This is a genomic window from Agarivorans litoreus, assembly GCF_019649015.1.
In the GTDB taxonomy this organism is placed as follows: domain Bacteria; phylum Pseudomonadota; class Gammaproteobacteria; order Enterobacterales; family Celerinatantimonadaceae; genus Agarivorans; species Agarivorans litoreus.
In genome coordinates this window covers 3,770,491-3,792,812 of record NZ_BLPI01000001.1, presented here as the reverse complement: position 1 = coordinate 3,792,812, position 22,322 = coordinate 3,770,491, and the positions used below count along the sequence as shown (strand labels likewise).

The following is a 22,322-nucleotide window of genomic DNA, read 5'->3' as shown; positions in this document are numbered from 1 at the left end:
CAAGTTAATTCACGAAAACATAGTTTATTAAGCTGTTAAGTCACAATTTTAATTAAAGTAGACAAAACCCTATATTGAGCTGGCTCAATTTTGCCCAATCAACGACTGATATTGTTCACTCCAAAGCAATGCTTGCAGATTTAACTGCTCTACTTGGGTGTAGTCCATCCGTAATTGTGCTGCCAAACGTTCTGTTTTATACCAGTGCCCCTCTTCATAGGATTTAATGGTCAGTAACATAGCTCGCAGCATTGAGGGTTGCTCTGAACACAAGGCGTCACGAATATCTTGGTCTAAAGGTAAGCTGTATAAAACGTCATATAAAGGCTTATCTAGAATGGCATCAAGTAAGGAAAACAAACCACATAAGAAAGCCGTTTCTTGCATACTTGGTGATTTACGCATGGCCACCAATTCACAAAATCTAGCCCGATGAACCGATAACCTTACTAATTCTCGCGGCTTATGGCTTAATGTCATGGCATTGGCTAACAAAGCTACCAATTTGCGTAATTGGGCATTACCGATATAAACCACTGCCTGCTTAATGGAGGCAATGTCTTCTACAATGGGGAGACTTCCTGAGTTAACAAAGCGCAGCAACTTATAACTTAAAGCGGTGTCACGCTCAAAATAACGTACAACTTCATTAATGTTTACGTCTTCTCGGGTGGCGGCATAAAACAATCTAGAGATCATCACATAGCTAGCATCAATGTCCTTCGCCACCTGCATTTCGGGCTGGCAAAAATAGTAACCTTGAAAGAAATTAAAACCCATTTCTTTGGCTTGCTGGTACTCTGTTTGCGTTTCAACTTTTTCAGCCAATAATTTGATGTTTTTGCGCGACTTTATGGCTCTAAATAGTGGTTCAAGTTGATCAAATGGCGTTCGCTGTATATCCACTTTAATCAGCCGAACAAACTTTAAGTACGGCTCCCATTCTGGTCGATACACAAAATCATCAAATGCCAAGCGATAGCCTCGGTGAAACAACGATTGGCAGCGCTTATATAGCTTTTCACTCGGTTTCATGTCTTCTAAAATTTCTATCACTACCTGCTTACTAGGCAGCAATTTAATCATTTCGGAATAAAGACTTTCTTCAGAGAAGTTAATTAATGCGGGTTTACCCTGAGTAATAGCGCTCAAACCTTCGTTAAGCTGAGTACGGATAATCAACTTTGAGGTTGCTTCATGTGGATCAACGTCAGGAAAGACATTTTCAGGCCCATCCCGAAAAAGTAGCTCGTAGGCTACTACTCGCTGTCGACGATCTAGGATCGCCTGCCGCGCAGTATAAACATTCATAGTCCAGTTACCGTTTCTGCCGTACTTTATGCTATGGCTTAGTGCCTTTATATTAATAAACTCAAACATATTGCTTGAGCCAAAGTACGAACCTAAAAAAAGAGTCACAAAAGTGACTCTTTTAAGACTAACTAAGTTATCAACACATTTCAACCGTTTTATTCGCTAAGTTGCTTCAAGCGCTCAAAATAATCAGGAAATGTTTTAGATGTACACTTTGGATCGTTAATTGTCACTGGTGTATCGCTCAAGGCGACCAAAGAAAAACACATTGCCATGCGATGATCGTCGTAAGTATCGATCTCTGCGTGGTTCAAATTTTCAGGTGGGGTAACTTCAATAAAATCATGTCCTTCGTTTACAATGGCTCCCACTTTTTTAAGCTCGGTTGCCATTGCTGCTAGTCGGTCAGTTTCTTTTACTCGCCAATTATACACATTACGAATAGCAGTAGTGCCTTTCGCAAACAACGCCGTGGTAGCAATCGTCATCGCTGCGTCAGGAATATGGTTCATATCCATATCTACTGCACTTAACTCACCACTGCGAGCAATAATGTAATCATCGCCCCACTCTATATCTGCCCCCATCGCTGCCAACACGTCAGCGAACAAAACATCACCCTGCATAGACTTTTTACCTACACCGGTAACCTTAACTTCGCCGCCTTTAATCGCGCCAGCTGCCAAAAAATATGACGCGGAAGATGCGTCGCCTTCAACCAAAAACTCACCAGCACCTTGATAGGTTTGCTGGCCTTTAACGATAAAGCGTTGGTAGTTGTCATTTTCAACCTCAATACCAAAAGCCGCCATCATTTTAAGGGTGATATCGATATAAGGTTTTGATACTAGCTCACCAACAATATTAATTTCGGTATCTTGTTCGGCGTAAGGCGCAGCCATTAAAAACGCTGTAAGAAACTGACTGGACACCGATCCATCGATATCCACTTTGCCACCCGCTAAGCCAGTGCCTTTAATCTTTAAAGGTGGGTAGTTTTCATTCTTTAAATAAGTAACATCGGCTCCCACTTGGCGCAAGGCATCAACTAAGGCGCCTATTGGGCGCTCTTCCATACGCGGTTCACCGGTTAAGGTAAACTCTCCTTGGCTTAAACATAGCGCAGCGCATAATGGACGCATTGCCGTTCCAGCATTACCTAAGAATAACTCCTCAGCTTGAGTCACATTAAACGCACGCCCTAAACCTGTAACGCTACAACGACTACGATCGTCAGAAAGTTGGTAGCTTACTCCTAGCTTTTTAAGTGCATTTAGCATGTGACGAATATCGTCGCTATCCAGCAAGTTACTTAATATTGTTTCACCGTTGGCTAAAGCCGCTAGTAGTAATGCCCGGTTAGATACGCTTTTTGAGCCCGGTAGGTTTACTTCACCATTAATGCGAGAAATAGGCTGTAAAGTTAATTGTTCCATGTATCGAAATCTCTAATTAATTTGTGCCAATTAGCTGGCTTAATGCGTTAATAAAGGTTTGGTTTTCTTGTTCAGTACCAATGCTTACCCGTAAATAACCTGGCATTTGATAAGGCCCGACCGGTCTTACAATTACCCCTTTATGCAACAACTGTTGATATAGAGCTTGAGCATCACCACTTGGTGCTAAGAAGCTAATAAAGTTACCTTTAGATGGGATATAACTAATACTATTTTCGCTAAAAAAGGCTTCTAACTGGGCTAAACCTTGTTGATTTAAAACCACACTTTGCTGTAAGTATTGCTGATCATTTAATGCCGCTGCTGCCGCTACTAAACTAAGGCTATTAACATTAAAAGGTTGGCGCAAACGGTTAAGTAGATCTGCAATCTCTGGGCTAGAAATCGCGTAACCAACTCGCAAGCCTGCTAAACCATAAGCCTTAGAAAAAGTGCGTGTAACCACTAGGTTACTAAACTGTGCTAACCAGCTTGTTGATGGAGCTTGCTCATGGTCAGGCAAGTACTCGTAATAAGCCTCGTCTAAAACCACCACTACATTTTCTGGCACCTTTTGCATAAAGCCGTAGAGCACATCACTGCTAAGAAAAGTACCTGTTGGATTATTCGGGTTAGCGATGAAAACCATACGAGTTTTATCAGTAATCGCTTCAGCCATAGCATCTAAATCATGCCCCCAATCTTTAGCAGGAACAACCACCGCTTTAGCACCGATTGCTTGCGTCACTATAGGATAAACAACAAAAGCATGTTGAGAGAACACCACTTCGTGCTCGCTGCTAACAAATACTCTAGCAACTAAATCCAATACATCATTTGAGCCATTACCCAAGGTAAATTGCTCAGCAGCCAAACCGTATTTATCCGCCAGCGCTTGCTTTAAATAAAAGCCATTTGAATCTGGGTAACGAGTGAGTTCCCTAGTCGCTTGTTCAATCGCGGCCAAGGCCTGTGGACTCATGCCCAAAGGGTTCTCGTTAGAGGCAAGCTTAACAATGTTACTAATGCCTAACTCGCGTTCTAGCTCGTCAGTTGGTTTACCCGCCTGATAAGGCTGTAAACCTTGTATGCCTTGATTGGCTAAAGCATGAAAATCACAGGTCATGGGAATTCCTTAGCGATTGCGCAGAGCAAAGTCGGCCATAAAGTCTACCAAGGCTTGTACACCTTCTATTGGCATTGCATTGTAAATGCTAGCTCGCATACCACCGACAATTCGGTGGCCTTTCAGAGTCACTAATCCAGCCGCCGCAGACTCGGCTAAAAAGGCAGCATCAAGCTCGCTATTCGCTAACTGGAAAGGTACATTCATTTTAGAACGGTTTTCAGGAGCAACGTTATTCTGATAAAAGTCACTACTATCAATATAGGAGTAAAGTAACTCGGCTTTAGCCGCGTTTTTCTCAGCCATAGCAGTTAATCCGCCATGCTGCTTTAACCATTTAAACACCAAACCAGCCAAATACCATGAATAAGTAGGCGGTGTATTAAACATGGAATCGCTTCCCGCTAATACGCTGTAGTTAAAAATGTTTGGTGTTAATGGGTGAGCCTTATCGAGTAAGTCATCACGCACAATAGCAATGGCTAAACCGGAAGGACCAATGTTCTTTTGCGCACCTGCGTAAATTAAGCCAAACTTACTTACATCAATAGGTTGCGACAAAATCGTTGAAGAGAAATCGCCTACTAATACCATATCGCCTACATCGGGGATCTCATCAATAGCGATGCCTTCAATGGTTTCATTAGGGCAGTAATGAACATAAGCCGCGTCGTTATCTAGTTGCCACTCAGCGCTTGGTTTAACGCTAATTTGTCCTTGTTGATTGCTACTTAGTGCATCAAACACGCTAGCATGAGCGTGCTTTTCGCCCTCTGCAACCGCGCTTTTAGACCATTGACCGGTAGTAATAAAGCTGATCGACTTTTTATCACCTAAAAGATTAAGGGGAGCAGCTGCAAACTGACCACGCCCGCCGCCTTGGCAAAACAGTACTTTGTAATTATCAGGAATGTTTAACAAATCGCGAAGATCTTGCTCAGCCTCAGCAGCCATCGCAATGTATTCTTTACCACGGTGACTAACTTCCATCACCGATACACCTAGTCCTTGCCAGTTACAAAACTCGGCTTGCGCCTGCTTCATTACCGCTTCAGGTAACATCGCAGGACCAGCACAAAAGTTATAGATTTTGTCCATGCTACATCTCTTACTCTATGTTGTGTGCGACCACTCAGTGGTTCATATATTCTTTTAAAACTAAAACGAGCGGCTAAAAGCCGCCCGTTGTTTTTATATTTATAGCTTACTGCTGTTCAGGCTCTGCTTCGCCAGCATCGTCTGCACTTGGTGCATCCTCGCTTGGAGTTGCATCACTCACTTCAGTTGTCTGCTCGCCTTCAGCTAGCTCTTCTAACTCGTCGTCTTCAATTTCATCAATACGCTGAAGACCAACCACTTTTTCATCTTCAGAAGTACGGATTAAGGTAACACCTTGGGTATTACGCCCCACCAAAGACACTTCGTTTACGCGAGTACGAACTAAGGTACCGCCATTGGTAATTAGCATCATTTCTTGCGCTTCGGTTACCTGAACCGCACCAACCACCAGGCCGTTACGCTCACTCACCTTGATAGAAACAACACCCTTAGTGGCACGACTCTTCGCTGGGTACTCATCAAGCTTGGTACGCTTACCGTAACCATTTTCTGTAGCCGTAAGGATATCACCGTCGCCAGTAGGTACAATCAACGATACCACTTTCTGGCCTGCTTCAAGCGAAATACCCCGAACACCAGCAGCAGTTCGGCCCATTGGACGCAATGCCAATAGCTCTTCGCCCGTTTCTGGGTCTAACTTCACAGCGCCAGTTTCACTATCACGTTGCTTCTCGTTAAAGCGAACCACTTTACCCGCATCAGAGAACAACATAATTTCGTTATTACCGTTGGTAATATCTACGCCAATTAGCTTGTCATCATCATTTAGGTTGATAGCTCGAATACCACTTGATAGCGGACGTTTAAACGCAGTTAGCGGCGTTTTCTTAACCGTACCGTTAGCCGTAGCAAACAGGATGAACTTATCTTCTTGGTACTCACGTACTGGCAAGATAGCGGTGATGCGTTCATCTTCAGTTAACGGAAGCAAGTTAACTATTGGCTTGCCACGCGCTTGGCGACTCGCCAGCGGCAACTGGTAAACCTTCATCCAGTAAACCTTACCTACCGTTGAGAAACACAGTACAGTGTCGTGGGTATTGGCAACTAACAGTTTCTCGATAAAGTCTTCATTCTTCATCTTGGTTGCTGCTTTACCTTTACCACCGCGGCGCTGCGATTCGTACTCAGTCAGTGGTTGGTACTTAACGTAACCTTCGTGAGATAGCGTTACTACCACGTCTTCTTCGTTAATTAAGTCTTCTAGAGAAATATCAGCGCTGTTAGCTGAAATCTCGGTGCGACGCTCATCACCAAACTGCTCGCGCACTTCGACAAGTTCGTCACGAATCACTTCCATCAAACGTTCTGGATTATTTAAGATGAAAAGTAGCTCAGCGATAAGATCAAGGAGTTCTTTATATTCGCCAATAATTTTTTCGTGTTCTAGACCGGTTAACTTGTGTAAACGTAAATCTAGAATAGCTTGAGCTTGAATTGGTGTGATGAAGTATTGGCCATCACGAATACCAAATTCAGCTTCTAACCAATCTGGACGCGCGGCGTCATCACCAGCACGCTCTAACATGGCTGCTACTGCACCTAAATCCCAACCTTTAGCCACTAATGCAGCTTTTGCTTCTGCTGGCGTTGGTGAGGTTTTGATTAGCTCGATAATCTCATCAATATTAGCTAGCGCAATGGCTAAGCCTTCAAGGATGTGGGCACGATCGCGCGCTTTGCGTAATTCAAATACGGTACGACGTGTAACCACTTCGCGGCGGTGGCGAATGAAACACTCGATCATTTCTTGTAGGTTGAATATCTTAGGCTGGCCATTATCCAAGGCCACCATATTCATACCAAAAGATACCTGCATTTGCGTTTGTGAGTACAAGTTGTTTAGTACCACTTCGCCCACTGCGTCACGCTTCAGCTCAACCACAATACGCATACCGTCTTTATCAGACTCATCGCGTAGAGCAGAAATACCTTCTAGCTTTTTATCTTTAACTAGCTCAGCCATCTTCTCGATTAAACGAGCTTTGTTCACCTGGTAAGGGATTTCGTGAACAATAATGGTTTCTTTACCGTTTTTCTCGGTAACCACTTCGGCTTTAGCACGAATAGACACTTTGCCACGACCAGTGCGGTAAGCTTGAATAACACCAGCGCGGCCGTTAATGATACCGGCGGTTGGAAAATCTGGCGCTGGAATAAATTCCATCAGCTCATCAATAGTGATGTCTGGGTTTTCAATCATTGCCAAACAACCATTAACCACTTCGGTTAAGTTGTGTGGTGGAATGTTGGTCGCCATGCCTACCGCAATACCAGAAGAACCATTAACCAACAAGTTAGGAACACGGGTTGGCAGTACTTCAGGGATTTGCTCTGTACCATCGTAGTTAGGTACAAAATCAACGGTTTCTTTTTCTAAGTCGGCCAGCAAAGAGTGGGCTAACTTATCCATACGGATTTCGGTATAACGCATGGCCGCCGCAGAATCGCCGTCCACCGAACCAAAGTTACCTTGACCGTCTACCAACATGTAACGCAGCGAAAATGGCTGCGCCATGCGAACAATCGTATCGTAAACAGCACTATCACCATGGGGGTGATATTTACCAATTACGTCACCTACCACACGGGCAGATTTTTTGTAGGGTTTATTCCAGTCGTTCCCCAAAACATTCATTGCGTAAAGCACCCGACGATGCACTGGTTTTAAACCATCACGTACATCTGGCAAGGCACGGCCCACAATAACGCTCATGGCATAATCAAGGTACGAACTCTTCAGTTCATCCTCGATATTGACCGGCGTAATCTCTTTTGCAAGATCGCTCATAGACGACAAAATCCTTCGTTTTTATTGCTTTTTACTATTACCAAGCGTAATCGCAAACTTTACCATAAAATAACGGCCTTAACAGGCTTGATGTCGCTCTTTTCAGTTAGAAAAATGAAAAAACTCAAGAATTGAACAAAAGCTAGTGACTGCATTGAACAAGTTCTTATAATGCCTACAAATACTGATGTGGATTGACAAGTTTATGGAACACCCTCAAAGCAACGAAAATGTTGACCATCAAGAAATTGCACATTTTGCAGGCTTAGCCTCGCGTTGGTGGGATAAACAAGGGGAATTCAAAACCCTACACCAAATCAATCCACTGCGTTTAGACTACATTGAACGTGGCGCGGCAGGCTTATTCGGCAAAAAAGTACTCGATGTAGGCTGCGGTGGCGGCATTTTAGCCGAAAGCATGGCTGTTCGTGGTGCCGACGTTACTGCTATAGATATGGGCAAAGAACAAATTGAAGTCGCCAAGCTACATGCTTTAGAAACCGGTAGCCAACTTAACTACTTACAAACCACCGCAGAAGCGCATGCCGAGTCACATCAAGCGCACTACGATGTAGTAACCTGCATGGAGATGATAGAGCACGTACCGGACCCAGGTTCAGTAATTGCTGCTTGTGCCAGCATGGTAAAACCGGGTGGCAAAGTATTTGTCTCTACCATTAACCGAACGCCAAAAGCCTACCTTTATATGATTCTGGCTGCAGAAAAGTTATTAAAAATTGTACCTGATGGCACTCATCAACATGACAAGTTCATTCGCCCTTCCGAGCTACTAGCTTGGGCCGACCAAAGCAACTTACGTAGCGAAGCCATTAGTGGTGTTCAATTTACCCCTATAATTGAAAGCTTTCGCTTAAGCCGAAACGTAGATGTTAACTATATGGTGCAATTAGCCAAGCCGGAGTAATAATGAACAAGCAAGCAGCGGTGTTATTTGACCTTGATGGTACCTTACTTGATACCGCACCGGATTTGGGTGCAGCAGCGAATAGTGTGCTTGAGCAACACCAACTAAAGCCACTCAGCTTAGCCCAAGCGCGCCAGCTTAGCTCTCACGGTGCTATCGGTCTGCTAAAAGCAGGTTTTGGCAGTAGTTGGGAACAACAGCCACAAGCAGAACTGCGCCAGCAGCTGCTAGATTACTACCAGCAGAACATCTGCCAAGGCACCGATTTTTTCCCCGGTATTAAACAAGCATTACAATGGCTTAACCAAAACGACATCCCTTGGGGGATTATTACTAATAAGCCAGAAGGCTTAAGTAAGCAGTTACTTCGCTTTTTTCCCGAGTTTGAGCAGTCGGCGGTACTAATTGGCGGTGATACACTGCCACAACGTAAACCCGATCCTGCGCCCATGTTACTAGCTTGCGACACCATTAATATTAAGCCTGATCGTTGTTTATATGTAGGCGATGCAGAGCGCGATATTCAAGCAGGCAATAACACCAATATGACTACCCTACTAGCCCTTTGGGGTTATCTGTCTGAGCAGGATCAGTTTGAGCAATGGGCGGCCGATTTACACTGCCAAAAAAGTGAGCATCTCGAACAAACAATAAGCGACTGGCTGGATGATTTGTAAGCAAGTTCAAGTTTTATAAAAATAAATTTTTAAAGTAAAATTTAGCGAAAAAAAACTTGCATTAATGCAAGCTAGTCAGCTTGTAGATACAGCTAGTTAGTGAATACTAACATACTGAAGTTATTTGCAAGTTATACACAATATCTTCAACTTTTCCAAGACTTGCGAAAAAGCCAAAACCTCATTATCTTGTATCGATAAAATTTGAAAACACTATATCTAGTGGCTAAGGAAAAATAGCACTACTAGATAAGCAGTAGCGAAATTAGGATAACAGGGCCACCCCTTCATGAATAAAGATCTTCTGATAACCAAACGCAGCGGTAAACAAGAAGCGATCAACTTAGACAAGATTCACCGAGTGATAACTTGGGCCGCCAAAGGCCTTAAAAATGTCTCGGTATCGCAGGTAGAACTTAAGTCTCATATCCAGTTCTACGATGGCATGGCCACTAAAGACATTCATGAAACCATTATTAAGGCTGCGGCAGATTTAATCTCTCAAGAAACGCCGGATTACCAATTTTTGGCAGCCCGCTTAGCAGTATTCCATTTACGCAAAAAAGCCTATGGTCAATTTGAGCCGCCAAAACTATACGACCACGTAGTAAAACAGTGTGAAGCTGGCCGCTACGACATGCATTTGCTTAAAGACTACAGCCCAGAAGAATTTGCCCAAATGGACGACTTTATCGACCATTGGCGTGATATGGACTTCTCTTACGGCGCAGTTAAGCAACTTGAAGGTAAATACCTAGTACAAAACCGCGTGACTGGTGAGATTTTCGAGAGTGCCCAGTTCTTGTATATTTTGGTAGCAGCATGTTTATTTGCTCACTACGACAAATCGGTGCGCCTTGACTACATCCGTCGCTTCTACGATGCGACGTCTAAATTTAAAATCTCGTTACCTACGCCAATCATGTCGGGCGTACGAACCCCAACTCGCCAGTTCAGCTCTTGTGTATTGATTGAGTGTGGCGACAGCTTAGAATCAATTAACGCCACAGCTTCTTCAATCGTAACTTACGTTTCTCAACGTGCCGGCATTGGTATTAACGCTGGCCGTATTCGCGCCCTAGGCAGTGAAATTCGCGGTGGTGAAGCCTTCCACACTGGTTGTATTCCGTTTTATAAGTATTTCCAAACTGCGGTTAAATGTTGTTCTCAAGGCGGAGTTCGCGGCGGTGCAGCCACTATTTTCTACCCGTTTTGGCACTTAGAAGTAGAATCACTTTTAGTACTCAAAAACAACCGTGGTGTAGACGACAACCGAGTTCGTCACATGGACTACGGTGTGCAGCTTAACAAGCTTATGTACCAACGCTTGGTTAAAGGTGAAAACATCACCTTATTCTCGCCAAGCGATGCGCCTGGGCTTTACGATGCCTTCTTTGAAGACCAAGACAAGTTTGAAAGCTTGTATGTGAAATACGAGCAAGACCCAAGCATCCGTAAACAGCAAATAAAAGCTGTTGATTTGTTCTCGTTGCTAATGCAAGAGCGCGCCTCAACGGGTCGTATCTACATTCAAAACGTAGACCACTGTAATACTCACAGTCCATTTGACCCAGCACAAGCACCGGTTCGCCAATCTAACCTATGTTTAGAAATTGCCTTACCCACTAAGCCGCTACAACACGTACATGATGAAAATGGCGAAATTGCCCTTTGTACTCTTTCGGCCTTTAACTTAGGCGCTATTGAAGACTTAAATGAGTTAGAAGAACTGTCTGACCTTGCTGTTCGTGCTTTAGATAGCCTGCTAGATTATCAAGATTACCCAATCAAAGCCGCTAAGAAAGGCTCTGATGGTCGTCGTACCTTAGGAATAGGTGTTATCAACTACGCCTACTACCTAGCTAAAAATGGCACTAAGTATAGCGATGGCAGTGCCAACAACCTGACTCACCGCACCTTTGAAGCGATTCAATACTGGTTGCTTAAGGCCTCTATGCGCTTAGCCAAAGAGCAAGGCGCTTGCCCAATGTTTAACGAGACTACCTATTCACAAGGTATCTTACCCATTGATACCTACAAAAAGTCTCTCGATAAACTGAGTGACGAGCCGCTCCATTACGACTGGGAAGAGCTGCGTAAAGAAATTATCACTTACGGTTTACGCAACTCAACGCTTTCAGCCTTAATGCCGTCAGAGACTTCCAGTCAGATCTCAAATGCAACTAACGGTATTGAGCCTCCACGCGGTTTTATTAGCGTTAAAGCCAGTAAAGACGGTATTTTGAAACAAGTTGTGCCAGAGTTTGAAACGCTTAAACAAAACTACGAGTTACTGTGGGATATTCCTAGTAACGAAGGTTACCTGCAGCTAGTTGGCCTAATGCAGAAATTTGTTGACCAAAGTATCTCGGCCAACACTAATTATGACCCTACCCGCTTTGAAGGCAACCGCGTGCCCATGAAGACGCTGATTGCCGACTTACTCACTGCATACAAATATGGGGTTAAAACGCTGTACTACCATAACACTCGCGACGGTGCTAGCGATCAACATAATGATGTAAAACCAGAGCCAGAAGATGATGATTGCGCTGGCGGAGCATGTAAGATTTAAGCCAAGTTTACGCGCTAAAGCGCATTAAGAAATTTTTAGGAAAAATGTAGATGAGCTACTCAATTTTTACTCAAAATGCCAACGACGCTACCAAAGAACCCATGTTCTTTGGTCAGCCTGTAAACGTGGCCCGTTATGACCAACAGCGTCATGAGATTTTTGAAAAACTAATCGAAAAACAACTGTCTTTCTTCTGGCGTCCAGAAGAAGTAGACGTTAGCCGTGACCGTATTGACTACAACAAGCTGCCGGCACACGAACAGCATATTTTTATTAGTAACCTTAAGTACCAAACACTGCTTGATAGTATCCAAGGCCGCTCGCCTAACGTGGCTTTGTTACCACTGGTTAGTTTGCCAGAGTTAGAAACCTGGATTGAAACTTGGGCCTTTAGTGAAACCATTCACTCTCGCTCATACACCCACATTATCCGTAATGTAATGGGTAATCCTGGTGAAGTATTTGATGACATCATGGAAAATGAAGAGATCATCAAACGCGCTAACGACATTGCCGGTTACTACGACGATCTGATTCAAGCCACCTCTATTTACCACCTACATGGTGAAGGAGAGCATGAGGTTGATGGTGTTGTTCATAACATCACCGTGCGAGAGCTTAAGAAAAAGTTATATCTTTGCTTAATGTCGGTGAACGTGCTTGAAGCGATTCGCTTCTACGTAAGCTTTGCCTGTTCATTTGCCTTTGCAGAGCGCGAATTAATGGAAGGTAACGCCAAAATCATTAAGCTAATTGCCCGTGACGAAGCACTGCATTTAACTGGTACTCAGCACATGATTAACCTAATGCGCGAAGGCAAAGACGATCCAGAAATGGCCGAAATTGCTGCCGAGTGTGAAGTAGACGCATGGCGCATGTTTACCGATGCCGCAGAGCAAGAAAAAGAATGGGCAAAATACCTCTTCAAAGATGGCTCGATGATTGGGTTAAATGAAGACATTCTTTGCCAATACGTTGAATACATTACCAATACCCGCATGCAGGCTGTAGGTTTGTTACCTTGCTTTGAAGATCGCAGCAACCCTATCCCTTGGATTAACTCTTGGTTGGTATCAGACAACGTACAAGTGGCACCACAAGAAGCTGAGATTAGCTCTTACTTAGTAGGGCAAATTGACTCCAGTATTGATATCGACGACTTCGAGGACTTTGAGCTGTAATGTCTCAAAAAGAAGGCCGCGTTATTGCAGGCGGAATAGAAGTGGTGGTTGATAGCCACCACAAAAGCATCTTAGAAGCGTATGAACAAGCAGGCTTTACGCCAGAGTATCATTGCCGCGAAGGTGTGTGCGGCGCCTGCAGAACCACCCTAGTAAAAGGCGAAGTGGAATATAGCCACACGCCTTTAGCTAACATTCCTAAAGGACAAATCCTTAGCTGTTGCAGCAAGCCCAAAGGCACTGTTGAGCTGGCCGAACAACCTCCGTTCAAGCGCCAAATAGCTTAAAACTAGTCCGTACATTGCTCCTTAACGACACGATGTATGGGCTATACTTTCAATAATGTCTTTAGTTTTTCGGCAAGTAACAGATAACTTAACTATCTGTGTTTTTCTTTGTCTTGTGAGGCCAACATGATCATTCGGCGTCAACCCTTAATAGCAATAAGTAGCAGCTTGTTGCTGCTTACTGCTGTGTTGATTGGCTGGAAGGTATTGAATCCGCCTGCGATTGGCGAAGACGCGATATGTCGCGCAGCTATCGCAACTCACTTTATGCAGCGCCAACTAGGACAAATTCAAGCACTGCCCGACTACCCGCATCAATACGTAAGTGCCAGCCATTTAGGTGATGTCCCTAAATCTGTGGGCTGCCAAATTAGCGGCCAGCTTATCAGCATTAGTGAGCAACAACATGCAATAGCCAATTTGTACTTTGAGCAAAAACGTAATCAAATCGCGATTATTGTGCCGCGACCGGCAGCACCTAGCCGAGTTAGATTATTTACCCGAGAGCAACTCACCTTTCACAAAGTACGTTTAGCTAAGCACGATTTAGCCACTGGCATTCATGAGATGTATGGCGAAGGCTTTGATACCAACCAAATTATTCAGCAAACTGTGGCGCTGCTTAAAGCCAACCATATTTGTGGCCAGCTGGAGCGCCAACAAAACTTAAGGTTATCACCGGTACCAGTGAACGATAGCTACATGAAGCAAGCGAGTATACTTACGCCTTACCTCATAAATATGGTGCAACGCTCGCCGCTTACTGTTGAAGAAATGCTTAAAACCAAACAACAAATTGCTGGCTTAGAACAGGGCTTCCAACAAAATACTCAAAGCTTGGTACAGTGGTTACAACAAACCGAAAGCAATACACCAATAGATAAACGCTTATTGGAATATCATTTGCGCGACTTACGCCGTGCTAATCCGCGCTTATATTTGCCAAGTAACTGCTTACAAGCCTATATTCATTCGGCTGAGCTCACTCAAACCCTGTAAGTGTTAACAAATGTGTCTTAGCGCATGTTGTATTCGCGCTTATTCGTTATACACTAGAGTTAATACTTTTAAGAGAGGAAATGCGTACGATGGTAACTGATAGTGAAGGTTACATTCAGTTAATTGGATTTTTAACAGATAACTTAGCGCTGTTTGAGCATACGCAAGCGCACCAAAATCCCTTAACTATCTGCGACTATGTCTCTGAGCAACTATCAGAAAGCGTGATGTTGGTTTGTCGTCAACATGAGCATTTAGACAGTGAACACCGCTTTACGGTTATTCGTGAGATAGACGCAATAGTAAACGACTTAGAACAAGTTCTCTCTGGAGTATGGATGTCTAGCCCCACCCAGCAGCAACAGCAATTCATTGATGAGTTTGTTGGCTTAATCAAAAACATGTTTGATAACCAACTAATCGCTGTAGATCCTATTTAGCCGTTGGTTATTTATCACCGATAGCTTTAATACCATCGAGATGGCTAAAACAATGCTCCCGGGCGATATCTAAAAACGCTTCGATATAGGCGCTGTCTTGATGGCTTTCATGGCGCGCCGCATACAAGTTTTGCCACAACTTTCCGTCCCCTAACTCACGCGTAACAATATAGCCCTTATTCACATACTCGGTGAGCGCCCAATTAGGTAATACAGCAACCCCACGGCCACTGGCTACCAGCTGCATCATCATAATAGTCATATCCACTTTACGTACTGCTATCGGTTCAACGCCGGCCGGGTCTAAAAACAGATTAAACAGATCTAAACGATGAGTATCTACTGGGTAAGAAATGAGTACTTGATTGGCAAAATCTTCTGCTTCTATTATCGGCTTGTCTACCAAAGGGTGATTAGGGCTTAAAGCTAGTGTTGGCTGATAAGAGAACAATGGCGAAAATACAATGCCTTCACTGGGCTGGGGGTCTGAAGTAATCACTAAATCCAGTTGCCCTTGGGCGAGTTCTGGTAAGGGTTCAAAACTAAAGCCGCTGCTAAAATCTAACTCAACATCTGGCCACAAACCTCGGTAATTATCGATAGCAGGCATCAACCAGTTAAAGCAACTATGACACTCAATGGCTAGGTGCAAACGCCCCGCTTGACCACCGACTAAACGGGCTAGTTCACGCTCGGTATGTTGAACTTGCTCTAGCACATTATCTGCTAACTCTAACACCCGTAAGCCTGCCATAGTAAAACGCAAAGGCTTGGTTTTACGCACAAACAGCTTCGCCCCAATGCGCGATTCTAACTCTTTGAGCTGATGCGAAAGAGCCGATTGAGTTAAGCATAAACGCTGAGCAGCTACCACCAAAGAGCCGGTTTCTCTTAAGGCTTGTAAGGTTTTTAAGTGTTTGAGTTCTAACATAGTCTCGTAGTAGTCAATTATGTTGCGCCGTCAGTTTATCACCATCTAAGGTGGTTCTGCGCTTTCCTAATAAAAAATCCTGAAAAAGCGTAATTAGCTTGCCTAAACACTTGCATGCTACCGAAAAAAATAAGTTAATACGTTTATTGTAAAGGGACCCATTATCATCATGTATCAAATAGAGAAGTCACATAAGCTAGACAACGTATGTTACGACATCCGTGGTCCAGTGCTGAAACAAGCAAAACGCCTCGAAGAAGACGGCCACCGTGTTATCAAATTAAATATTGGCAATACTGCCGAATTTAATTTTGAAGCCCCCGAAGAAATTCTGGTAGATGTTATTCATAACCTACCTACCGCCCAAGGCTACTGTGACTCAAAAGGTTTATTCTCTGCCCGCAAAGCGGTGATGCATCATTATCAACTGCAAGGCTTACGCACTACTACCCTAGAAGATATCTATTTAGGTAACGGTGTAAGTGAGCTAATCGTAATGGCCATGCAAGCGCTGCTTAATAATGGCGATGAAATGTTAGTGCCAGCTCCCGATTACCCATTATGGACAGCCGCGGTAACCCTATCTGGCGGTAACCCAGTGCATTACGAATGTGATGAGCAAGCAGGCTGGTTCCCAGACATTGAAGACATTCGCAGCAAAATTACTCCTCGCACCAAAGGCTTAGTGGTAATTAACCCTAACAACCCTACTGGTGCTGTTTATAGTAAAGAGTTACTTCTAGAGTTAGTGGAGTTGGCGCGTCAGCATAACCTAATCTTGTTTGCCGACGAAATCTATTCAAAAGTCATTTACGACGAAGCCCAGCACGTACCTTTGTCTACCTTGTCTGATGACGTTCTAACGCTAACTTTTAATGGTTTATCTAAAGCTTATCGAGTCTGTGGTTTCCGCTCGGGTTGGATGCTGGTAAGTGGCCCTAAGCATCGCGCTAAAGATTACATCGATGGCTTAGATATGTTGGCCTCAATGCGCTTGTGTGCCAATGTGCCGGTACAACATGCTATTCAAACCGCCCTGGGGGGTTATCAGAGTATTAACGAGCTCATCGTGCCCGGTGGTCGTTTGTATGAACAGCGTAACCTCGCTTGGCAACTACTCAATGACATTCCCGGTGTAAGCTGCGTAAAGCCACAAGGCGCAATGTACCTATTCCCCAAACTGGATGTGAATAAGTTCAATATCAAAGACGATCAGCAATTTGCCTTAGATTTACTTCAGCAAGAAAAAATCTTAGTTGTGCAAGGAACTGGCTTTAACTGGACTAAGCCCGATCACTTCCGCATTGTATTTTTGCCTCGTGAAGAAGAATTACGTGAAGCCATTGGCCGTATTGGAACGTTCTTGGACGGGTATCGCCAAACAAATTAAAGGCCGCAAACTTAAATACCATTCAACAGGGGTGCTTTAGCACCCTTTTTATTGCCTAATACTTAGCCAACAACATCAGCTTAAGGTCATGTTATTTTTAGAAAATCTGTTGTAATGTAGAGCTTGTACCAATCACATTAAGTAAGTGATCAGAAATAACGCAGGAAAAATACTCGAGAACAAGGCAGAATTTTTCGATAAGTAGTTATTCTACAATCAAAAATTCTAACGCAATTGTCGAGTATTTTAGCCAGATAGAATGAACAGTTACTTAGTACGATTGGTATTAAGCAATTTGGGAGCGTGCAATGAGTGAACTAAGCCAGCAAGCTGGAACAGCAAGATACGCCGAAGAACAAAACCAAAGACGTAACGATCATCGCAGCGTATGGCAGCGCGACAGAGCGCGAATTTTGCATTCCGCAGCGTTTCGTCGCCTGCAAAACAAAACCCAAGTCCTAAGCATAGGCAACAACGATTTCTATCGTACTCGCCTCACCCACTCTTTGGAAGTAGCGCAAATTGGCACTGGCATTGTTGGTCATATTAGCGCCAACAATCAACCTCAAAATAAGCTATTGCCCGAGCTTAATCTTATCGAGAGCCTTTGCTTAGCGCATGATATTGGCCACCCACCTTTTGGCCACGGTGGAGAAGTAGCACTCAATTACATGATGCGTGACGACGGTGGTTTTGAGGGCAACGCACAAACCTTTCGTATTCTTACCAAGCTTGAACCTTATACTCGCGCAAATGGTATGAACCTTACTCGGCGAACCCTGTTAGGCATAATGAAATACCCCTGCCTACTCAGCCAATTGCAAAGAAACCCGCTGCCACCAGTAGCCAAAAGCTTTCGGCAGTTAAAAGTGGCGGACTGGGCGCCAGCTAAAGGTATTTATGATGATGATAAACGCCTCTACAACTGGGTGCTTGAGAGCTTAAGCCAAAGTGATAGAACTCTATTTGAAAGTAGCCGCAGCCTAGGCGACACTCATCACCGTAAAAGTAACTACAAATCGCTAGATTGCTCGATAATGGAGCTAGCTGATGACATTGCTTATGGGGTGCATGATTTAGAAGACGCCATTGTGATGGGCATAGTTAGCCGACACGACTGGCAAGAACAGGTAGCTTCGGCCATTGCCGACATAAAAGATTGCTGGCTAGCTGATGAAATAGGCGGGCTATCGGTTAAGTTATTTAGCCGACATCACTACGATCAAAAAGACGCTATTGGCAGCCTTGTGAATGGGTTTATCACCGCTATAAGCTTACAAGCCCAAGAAAAGTTTGACGAACCTCAGTTGGACTATCAGGCGAAAATGGCCCCTCCCATGGCGCAAGCGCTAGATGTATTAAAACGCTTTGTATTGCACTATGTGATTCAAACACCTGAGATAGAAATGGTTCGCTTTAAAGGCCAGCAAGTGGTTATGGAGTTATTTCAAGCTTTTGCCAGCGATCCAGAGCGTTTACTGCCCATCAATACTCGCAGCCGTTGGTTGCAAGCAGGTGAAGACAACGAAAGCCAAGCCAGAGTGATTGCAGACTACATCGCGGGTATGACAGACGACTATGCAAACCGTTTATTCCAAACACTTTTTTAGCAATAACCTAGACAAATTGAAATAGCGCCATCACGCCCAGTATATCTAGCATGTAACTAGTAACACTTGCAGCAGAAGATCGCTTATTTTGCAAAAAATATAGCGATTTTTTGTTAATTTCTCTAGCTAGACAACAACTTTAATAAACCGTTTACAAAGCCGTTAATTAGCTTGATTTCCATCAAGCTCTTTTCTGGCTAACACACTAAATTTAAAGGAGAGAAAACAACAAGAGGTATCGTTATGATTAAAGTAGCCGACATCATGACCACTAACCCGCATACTGCTTTTGAGCAGACCACGCTTGAAGAAGCTATTAGCTTGTGTAACGAACACAAAATTCGCCATCTCCCTATAGTAGACAGTCAGCAACACCTTATTGGTTTAGTGAGCGAGCGAACCTTGCTAGCCGCACAAGAATCAAACCTTAGCAAAACTTCCGAAACTCAGCGCCGCGCACATGAACAGCAAATAATGCTCAAACACATTATGTTGACCAAGTTACATACCGTAGATGCAGCGGCAGGAGTTGGGCAAGCCGCTAAGCACATCGAGCGGCATCGCATAGGCTGCCTGCCAGTAGTAGAAGGTAAGAAGCTGATCGGAATAATTACCGACACCGACTTTGTAGGTGTTGCAATATCCTTGCTAGAAATGCTCGCAGAACAAGAGCCTTTAAGCCCTGATGAATAAGGTAATATTACAACAGTATTTCAGCATTAGCGTGACGCACAACTAAGTAAATTAGAAAAAACCTGTATATTTTAGTAAAAAAATTACAAAAACAGGTTGTTTTGTGAGCTTTGTCACGCTAAGATTACTCCATAAATTGCTTGGCGCTCTCATCCTATGGCGTCGCATTCAGCCGATACTGAATTTGTCGATTTATGGGGCCACTAATCGCCCCTGCTATTGTGCTCTTAGCGATAGCACGTATTAGTCATTCCTTATGTTTTTTTGTCCAGCCTTGAGCTGGATTTTTTTTGTCTAAAATTTCATCCACGTTAATTTCAGTAACCTTCACTTTTTTAACTAAAGCCAAACTAAGCCGACAGCAGCAGTGGTAAGCTATCGCTTGTTTTTAGTCTCGCTAATCAAGCTTGTTAAGGATTTTAAAGCTATGATGCTTCGCTTCACCCCGCTATTACTCACCTTATTAGCAACTATCGCCCAAGCTTTCGATCAGGGAGAAACCATAAACATACCTATGACTGAGCAAGGTCTACTGTGGGGTAAGCAAATACAATTAGAAGCAACTTTATATAAACCCGCAGGCGAAGGCCCTTTTCCACTGGTCATTTTTAACCATGGTTCAACTGGGCCCGGCGTAATACCCGACACACTAACCATTAAGCCATGGGGATTTAGTGCTTACCTAAACAAGCGCAACATTGCTTTGCTAATACCAATGCGACGAGGCAGAGGTGCATCACAAGGCCGTTATAAAGAATCTTACAATTGCAGTGTAAACAGCGTTGAATCCGGTATTAACTACGCGTCGCAAAGCTTAGATGCCACCATGCAATTCCTGCAGCAACAAACTTGGCTAGATCAAGAAAACATTGTAATTAGTGGCCATTCCCGAGGAGGATTGTTGTCGGTAGTTTACGCTGCGAAACACCCTCAGAAATTTAAAGGCGTAGTTAATTTTTCCGGCGGTTGGATGGGTGGGCAATGCCAAATCAAAACCCCAATTGCCAGTAACCAAGGCTTGTTTAGCCAGGCAGCTAAAAACAACCCACTCCCTCACTTATTTTTGTATGGCCGAAACGATCCTTATTACTCAGATAGTGAAATAGAAAGCTACGCTCGAGCTTTTGAGGAAGCCGGCGGACAGATAGATTTTCAGTTTTATTCTCTGGGCTCATCAGCAAATGGCCACGCGCTTTTTTATGAACATAGTGATTTCTGGATCGAAGGTTTTAAGCAATACATGCAACAACTGGATTTAATGTAAAATACCTAGGTGTCCTTTTTTCTCTATTTCGTTCTAAACTAATCTCTCACAAAAATGATGTACAGAAAAAGTAGATAAAAAAAGACGTTAAAAAAAATGTAAGCTCTTGCCAGTAAACCTACTTTATCAAAACGTTTTTCCGCATAATCACCAAGTACACCATGAACAAAAAAAACTCCCTTGGTTTTAAATAAGTAAATATTCACAAGCAAAAAAGTAAGAATAAAAGCCTCAGCAAAATACGCAATTATCGGCCTTGGTTCATACCAAACCGTCGGAACAAAAACTAACACTTGGTTCAGAGCGTACGCCCCCCAAGAGAACTTATCTCCTTTTAAGAATAAATCTAAAAAAACAGGCTTTTCTGATGGAGTTTTATCAGTCATTCGCTTCTCATCCGACATATAAGTTTGCTCCTTATCATTATACCAGTTGTCAAAAATATACTGAGAGCGATTACTTTGTTGTTCACTTAGAATAAATGGGGTCAGAGTCACTTTAATCTAGCTAACACGCTTTCGCCACCCTTTACGCCTACCGCGAGAGCCCTCGGTTACCCGCAAGCCCGAGGTGGTCATAGTGGAGCTGGCTTGCTGGTAGCCCTCGCCATAGTGGTAGGTTTTGTTGTGGGTTTCTGTGTTGCTCAGCGCATCTGTATCGGTAGTGAGCATTTTTACTCATTAGGCTCATCACAAACGGCCACGCGTTATTTTATGAACATAGTGATTTCTGGATTGAAGGTTTTAAGCAATACATGCAACAACTGGATTTAATCTAGCTAAAGCTGCCTAAGTGCCGCTACCTAATATATGCTTAATGAATGAATTATTTAGCTCACTTTCAGATTGCTCAGCATACCAACACGTCTATTGTGGGCGCTTTTCTGGGCGACTTTGTAAAAGGACAAAACTGGCAGAGTTACCACAGCGAGGTACAACTTGGCGTAAAGCTACACCGTAAAATAGATAGCTTTACCGATCAGCAAGTCAATCAACTGGGTTTAGCTCACTGTTTTCAAGCCAGTTTAAGGCGCTACTCTGGTATAGCTCTAGACGTGTATTTCGACTATTTGCTGAGTTTGCACTGGCAACGTTTTTCTACCAACTCGCGTTCTAAGTTTATCAGCCAGTGTTATCAAGAACTCCAGCATTTCCCACTAACTGACAAAGCCAAACATACCGCCAGCCATATGCGTGAATATGATTGGTTGGAACAATACCAGCATCAAGACAGTGTTGCCGGTACCTTACGCGCTATTAGCCGGCGACTGCGCCGCCCGGCAAAGCTAGAGCTGCTGTACGAGGATATTCTTTGTCACACTGCAGAACTTGATGCAGCATTTTTAGCGCTTTACCCCAAGGTGCTGCTACACGCTCAAGAATTTGTGAGCAACTATCAGCCGAAATAAGTAACCAGAGCTCGGGATAATAAACTGGTTTCTAGCGGCTATTTTTACTTATTTCGGTGTTGAAGCTACTTGCAATAGACTAGCTATTGGCGCGCAGCTTCGTCTTGAACTAAGTAAAACTATCTCGCCAGAAACATGAAGCTAGATTAAGTACTG

20 protein-coding genes are annotated in these 22,322 nt (G+C 43.7%); 12 read left to right on the top strand and 8 right to left on the bottom strand.

Going from position 1 to position 22,322, the window contains the following annotated elements; genetic code table 11:
• Positions 1-84 precede the first annotated feature (84 nt).
• The 5 genes from K5L93_RS17435 to gyrA form a co-directional block, all read right to left on the bottom strand.
• Complete coding sequence (locus K5L93_RS17435; protein WP_220720964.1) at positions 85-1,419, bottom strand: EAL and HDOD domain-containing protein; 1,335 nt, start codon at positions 1,417-1,419, stop codon at positions 85-87.
• Between the two features lie 50 nt (positions 1,420-1,469).
• The gene (gene aroA / locus K5L93_RS17430; protein WP_220720963.1) at positions 1,470-2,750 is read right to left on the bottom strand and encodes a 3-phosphoshikimate 1-carboxyvinyltransferase; all 1,281 of its coding nucleotides are present in this window, start codon (positions 2,748-2,750) and stop codon (positions 1,470-1,472) included.
• Positions 2,751-2,766: 16 nt separating this feature from the next.
• Positions 2,767-3,876 (bottom strand): histidinol-phosphate transaminase, encoded by a 1,110-nt coding sequence (hisC, locus tag K5L93_RS17425; protein WP_220720962.1) that lies wholly within the window; start codon positions 3,874-3,876, stop codon positions 2,767-2,769.
• 9 nt (positions 3,877-3,885) lie between these two features.
• On the bottom strand, positions 3,886-4,974 hold the full coding sequence (serC, locus tag K5L93_RS17420) for a 3-phosphoserine/phosphohydroxythreonine transaminase (protein WP_220720961.1): 1,089 nt from the start codon (positions 4,972-4,974) through the stop codon (positions 3,886-3,888).
• Between the two features lie 106 nt (positions 4,975-5,080).
• Positions 5,081-7,786 (bottom strand): DNA topoisomerase (ATP-hydrolyzing) subunit A, encoded by a 2,706-nt coding sequence (gyrA, locus tag K5L93_RS17415; RefSeq protein WP_220720960.1) that lies wholly within the window; start codon positions 7,784-7,786, stop codon positions 5,081-5,083.
• Between the two features lie 205 nt (positions 7,787-7,991).
• On the opposite strand from gyrA, the gene ubiG reads away from it, so the two are divergent.
• From ubiG to K5L93_RS17380, 7 genes are all read left to right on the top strand, one after another.
• On the top strand, positions 7,992-8,711 hold the full coding sequence (ubiG, locus tag K5L93_RS17410; RefSeq protein WP_220720959.1) for a bifunctional 2-polyprenyl-6-hydroxyphenol methylase/3-demethylubiquinol 3-O-methyltransferase UbiG: 720 nt from the start codon (positions 7,992-7,994) through the stop codon (positions 8,709-8,711).
• Positions 8,712-8,713: 2 nt separating this feature from the next.
• Positions 8,714-9,388, top strand: a complete 675-nt coding sequence (locus tag K5L93_RS17405; protein WP_220720958.1) for an HAD family hydrolase — start codon at positions 8,714-8,716, stop codon at positions 9,386-9,388.
• Between the two features lie 289 nt (positions 9,389-9,677).
• Complete coding sequence (gene nrdA / locus K5L93_RS17400; protein ID WP_220720957.1) at positions 9,678-11,963, top strand: class 1a ribonucleoside-diphosphate reductase subunit alpha; 2,286 nt, start codon at positions 9,678-9,680, stop codon at positions 11,961-11,963.
• Positions 11,964-12,013: 50 nt separating this feature from the next.
• Positions 12,014-13,144: a class Ia ribonucleoside-diphosphate reductase subunit beta gene (gene nrdB, locus K5L93_RS17395; protein ID WP_220720956.1), complete on the top strand. Its 1,131-nt coding sequence runs from the start codon at positions 12,014-12,016 to the stop codon at positions 13,142-13,144.
• On the top strand, positions 13,144-13,431 hold the full coding sequence (gene yfaE, locus K5L93_RS17390; protein ID WP_152781350.1) for a class I ribonucleotide reductase maintenance protein YfaE: 288 nt from the start codon (positions 13,144-13,146) through the stop codon (positions 13,429-13,431). The genes nrdB and yfaE overlap by 1 nt, the downstream gene beginning before the upstream one ends.
• 126 nt (positions 13,432-13,557) lie before the next feature.
• On the top strand, positions 13,558-14,430 hold the full coding sequence (locus K5L93_RS17385; RefSeq protein WP_220720955.1) for a hypothetical protein: 873 nt from the start codon (positions 13,558-13,560) through the stop codon (positions 14,428-14,430).
• An 80-nt stretch (positions 14,431-14,510) separates the two neighbouring features.
• Complete coding sequence (locus K5L93_RS17380; RefSeq protein WP_246615081.1) at positions 14,511-14,870, top strand: DUF3802 family protein; 360 nt, start codon at positions 14,511-14,513, stop codon at positions 14,868-14,870.
• A 7-nt stretch (positions 14,871-14,877) separates the two neighbouring features.
• On the opposite strand, the gene K5L93_RS17375 is transcribed toward K5L93_RS17380, so the two are convergent.
• Entirely contained in the window at positions 14,878-15,801 is a 924-nt protein-coding gene (locus tag K5L93_RS17375) for a LysR substrate-binding domain-containing protein (RefSeq protein ID WP_220720954.1), read from the bottom strand.
• 169 nt (positions 15,802-15,970) lie between these two features.
• Here K5L93_RS17375 and K5L93_RS17370 point away from each other — a divergent pair, with 169 nt between their 5' ends.
• From K5L93_RS17370 to K5L93_RS17355, 4 genes are all read left to right on the top strand, one after another.
• Positions 15,971-17,191, top strand: a complete 1,221-nt coding sequence (locus tag K5L93_RS17370; protein ID WP_220720953.1) for a pyridoxal phosphate-dependent aminotransferase — start codon at positions 15,971-15,973, stop codon at positions 17,189-17,191.
• A 308-nt stretch (positions 17,192-17,499) separates the two neighbouring features.
• Positions 17,500-18,801, top strand: coding sequence for an anti-phage deoxyguanosine triphosphatase (locus tag K5L93_RS17365; protein WP_220720952.1), 1,302 nt, complete (start codon positions 17,500-17,502; stop codon positions 18,799-18,801).
• A 243-nt stretch (positions 18,802-19,044) separates the two neighbouring features.
• Positions 19,045-19,494, top strand: coding sequence for a CBS domain-containing protein (locus K5L93_RS17360; protein WP_220720951.1), 450 nt, complete (start codon positions 19,045-19,047; stop codon positions 19,492-19,494).
• Positions 19,495-19,921: 427 nt separating this feature from the next.
• Positions 19,922-20,758: a dienelactone hydrolase family protein gene (locus tag K5L93_RS17355; RefSeq protein ID WP_220720950.1), complete on the top strand. Its 837-nt coding sequence runs from the start codon at positions 19,922-19,924 to the stop codon at positions 20,756-20,758.
• Between the two features lie 38 nt (positions 20,759-20,796).
• Here K5L93_RS17355 and K5L93_RS17350 read toward each other — a convergent pair whose 3' ends face one another.
• Together K5L93_RS17350 and K5L93_RS17345 are read right to left on the bottom strand one after the other, a co-directional pair.
• Positions 20,797-21,162: a hypothetical protein gene (locus K5L93_RS17350; protein ID WP_220720949.1), complete on the bottom strand. Its 366-nt coding sequence runs from the start codon at positions 21,160-21,162 to the stop codon at positions 20,797-20,799.
• A 99-nt stretch (positions 21,163-21,261) separates the two neighbouring features.
• Positions 21,262-21,429 carry a hypothetical protein gene (locus K5L93_RS17345; protein WP_220720948.1) on the bottom strand — a complete coding sequence of 56 codons (168 nt, stop codon included), beginning with the start codon at positions 21,427-21,429 and terminating at the stop codon, positions 21,262-21,264.
• A gap of 149 nt (positions 21,430-21,578) precedes the next feature.
• On the opposite strand from K5L93_RS17345, the gene K5L93_RS17340 reads away from it, so the two are divergent.
• A complete protein-coding gene (locus K5L93_RS17340) occupies positions 21,579-22,166 on the top strand; it encodes an acyl carrier protein phosphodiesterase (protein ID WP_220720947.1) in 588 nt (195 codons plus the stop codon).
• The last annotated feature ends 156 nt before the right edge of the window (positions 22,167-22,322 follow it).

Coding starts and splice junctions, on each gene's coding strand:
- K5L93_RS17405 (WP_220720958.1), top strand. CDS start 8,714: ATGAACAAGCAAGCAGCGGTGTTATTTGACCTTGATGGTACCTTACTT.
- aroA (WP_220720963.1), bottom strand. CDS start 2,750: ATGGAACAATTAACTTTACAGCCTATTTCTCGCATTAATGGTGAAGTA.
- K5L93_RS17375 (WP_220720954.1), bottom strand. CDS start 15,801: ATGTTAGAACTCAAACACTTAAAAACCTTACAAGCCTTAAGAGAAACC.
- K5L93_RS17345 (WP_220720948.1), bottom strand. CDS start 21,429: ATGCTCACTACCGATACAGATGCGCTGAGCAACACAGAAACCCACAAC.
- K5L93_RS17340 (WP_220720947.1), top strand. CDS start 21,579: ATGAATTATTTAGCTCACTTTCAGATTGCTCAGCATACCAACACGTCT.
- ubiG (WP_220720959.1), top strand. CDS start 7,992: ATGGAACACCCTCAAAGCAACGAAAATGTTGACCATCAAGAAATTGCA.
- K5L93_RS17365 (WP_220720952.1), top strand. CDS start 17,500: ATGAGTGAACTAAGCCAGCAAGCTGGAACAGCAAGATACGCCGAAGAA.
- serC (WP_220720961.1), bottom strand. CDS start 4,974: ATGGACAAAATCTATAACTTTTGTGCTGGTCCTGCGATGTTACCTGAA.
- hisC (WP_220720962.1), bottom strand. CDS start 3,876: ATGACCTGTGATTTTCATGCTTTAGCCAATCAAGGCATACAAGGTTTA.
- K5L93_RS17355 (WP_220720950.1), top strand. CDS start 19,922: ATGATGCTTCGCTTCACCCCGCTATTACTCACCTTATTAGCAACTATC.
- K5L93_RS17380 (WP_246615081.1), top strand. CDS start 14,511: ATGCGTACGATGGTAACTGATAGTGAAGGTTACATTCAGTTAATTGGA.
- K5L93_RS17360 (WP_220720951.1), top strand. CDS start 19,045: ATGATTAAAGTAGCCGACATCATGACCACTAACCCGCATACTGCTTTT.
- K5L93_RS17385 (WP_220720955.1), top strand. CDS start 13,558: ATGATCATTCGGCGTCAACCCTTAATAGCAATAAGTAGCAGCTTGTTG.
- K5L93_RS17370 (WP_220720953.1), top strand. CDS start 15,971: ATGTATCAAATAGAGAAGTCACATAAGCTAGACAACGTATGTTACGAC.
- yfaE (WP_152781350.1), top strand. CDS start 13,144: ATGTCTCAAAAAGAAGGCCGCGTTATTGCAGGCGGAATAGAAGTGGTG.
- gyrA (WP_220720960.1), bottom strand. CDS start 7,786: ATGAGCGATCTTGCAAAAGAGATTACGCCGGTCAATATCGAGGATGAA.
- nrdB (WP_220720956.1), top strand. CDS start 12,014: ATGAGCTACTCAATTTTTACTCAAAATGCCAACGACGCTACCAAAGAA.
- K5L93_RS17350 (WP_220720949.1), bottom strand. CDS start 21,162: ATGTCGGATGAGAAGCGAATGACTGATAAAACTCCATCAGAAAAGCCT.
- nrdA (WP_220720957.1), top strand. CDS start 9,678: ATGAATAAAGATCTTCTGATAACCAAACGCAGCGGTAAACAAGAAGCG.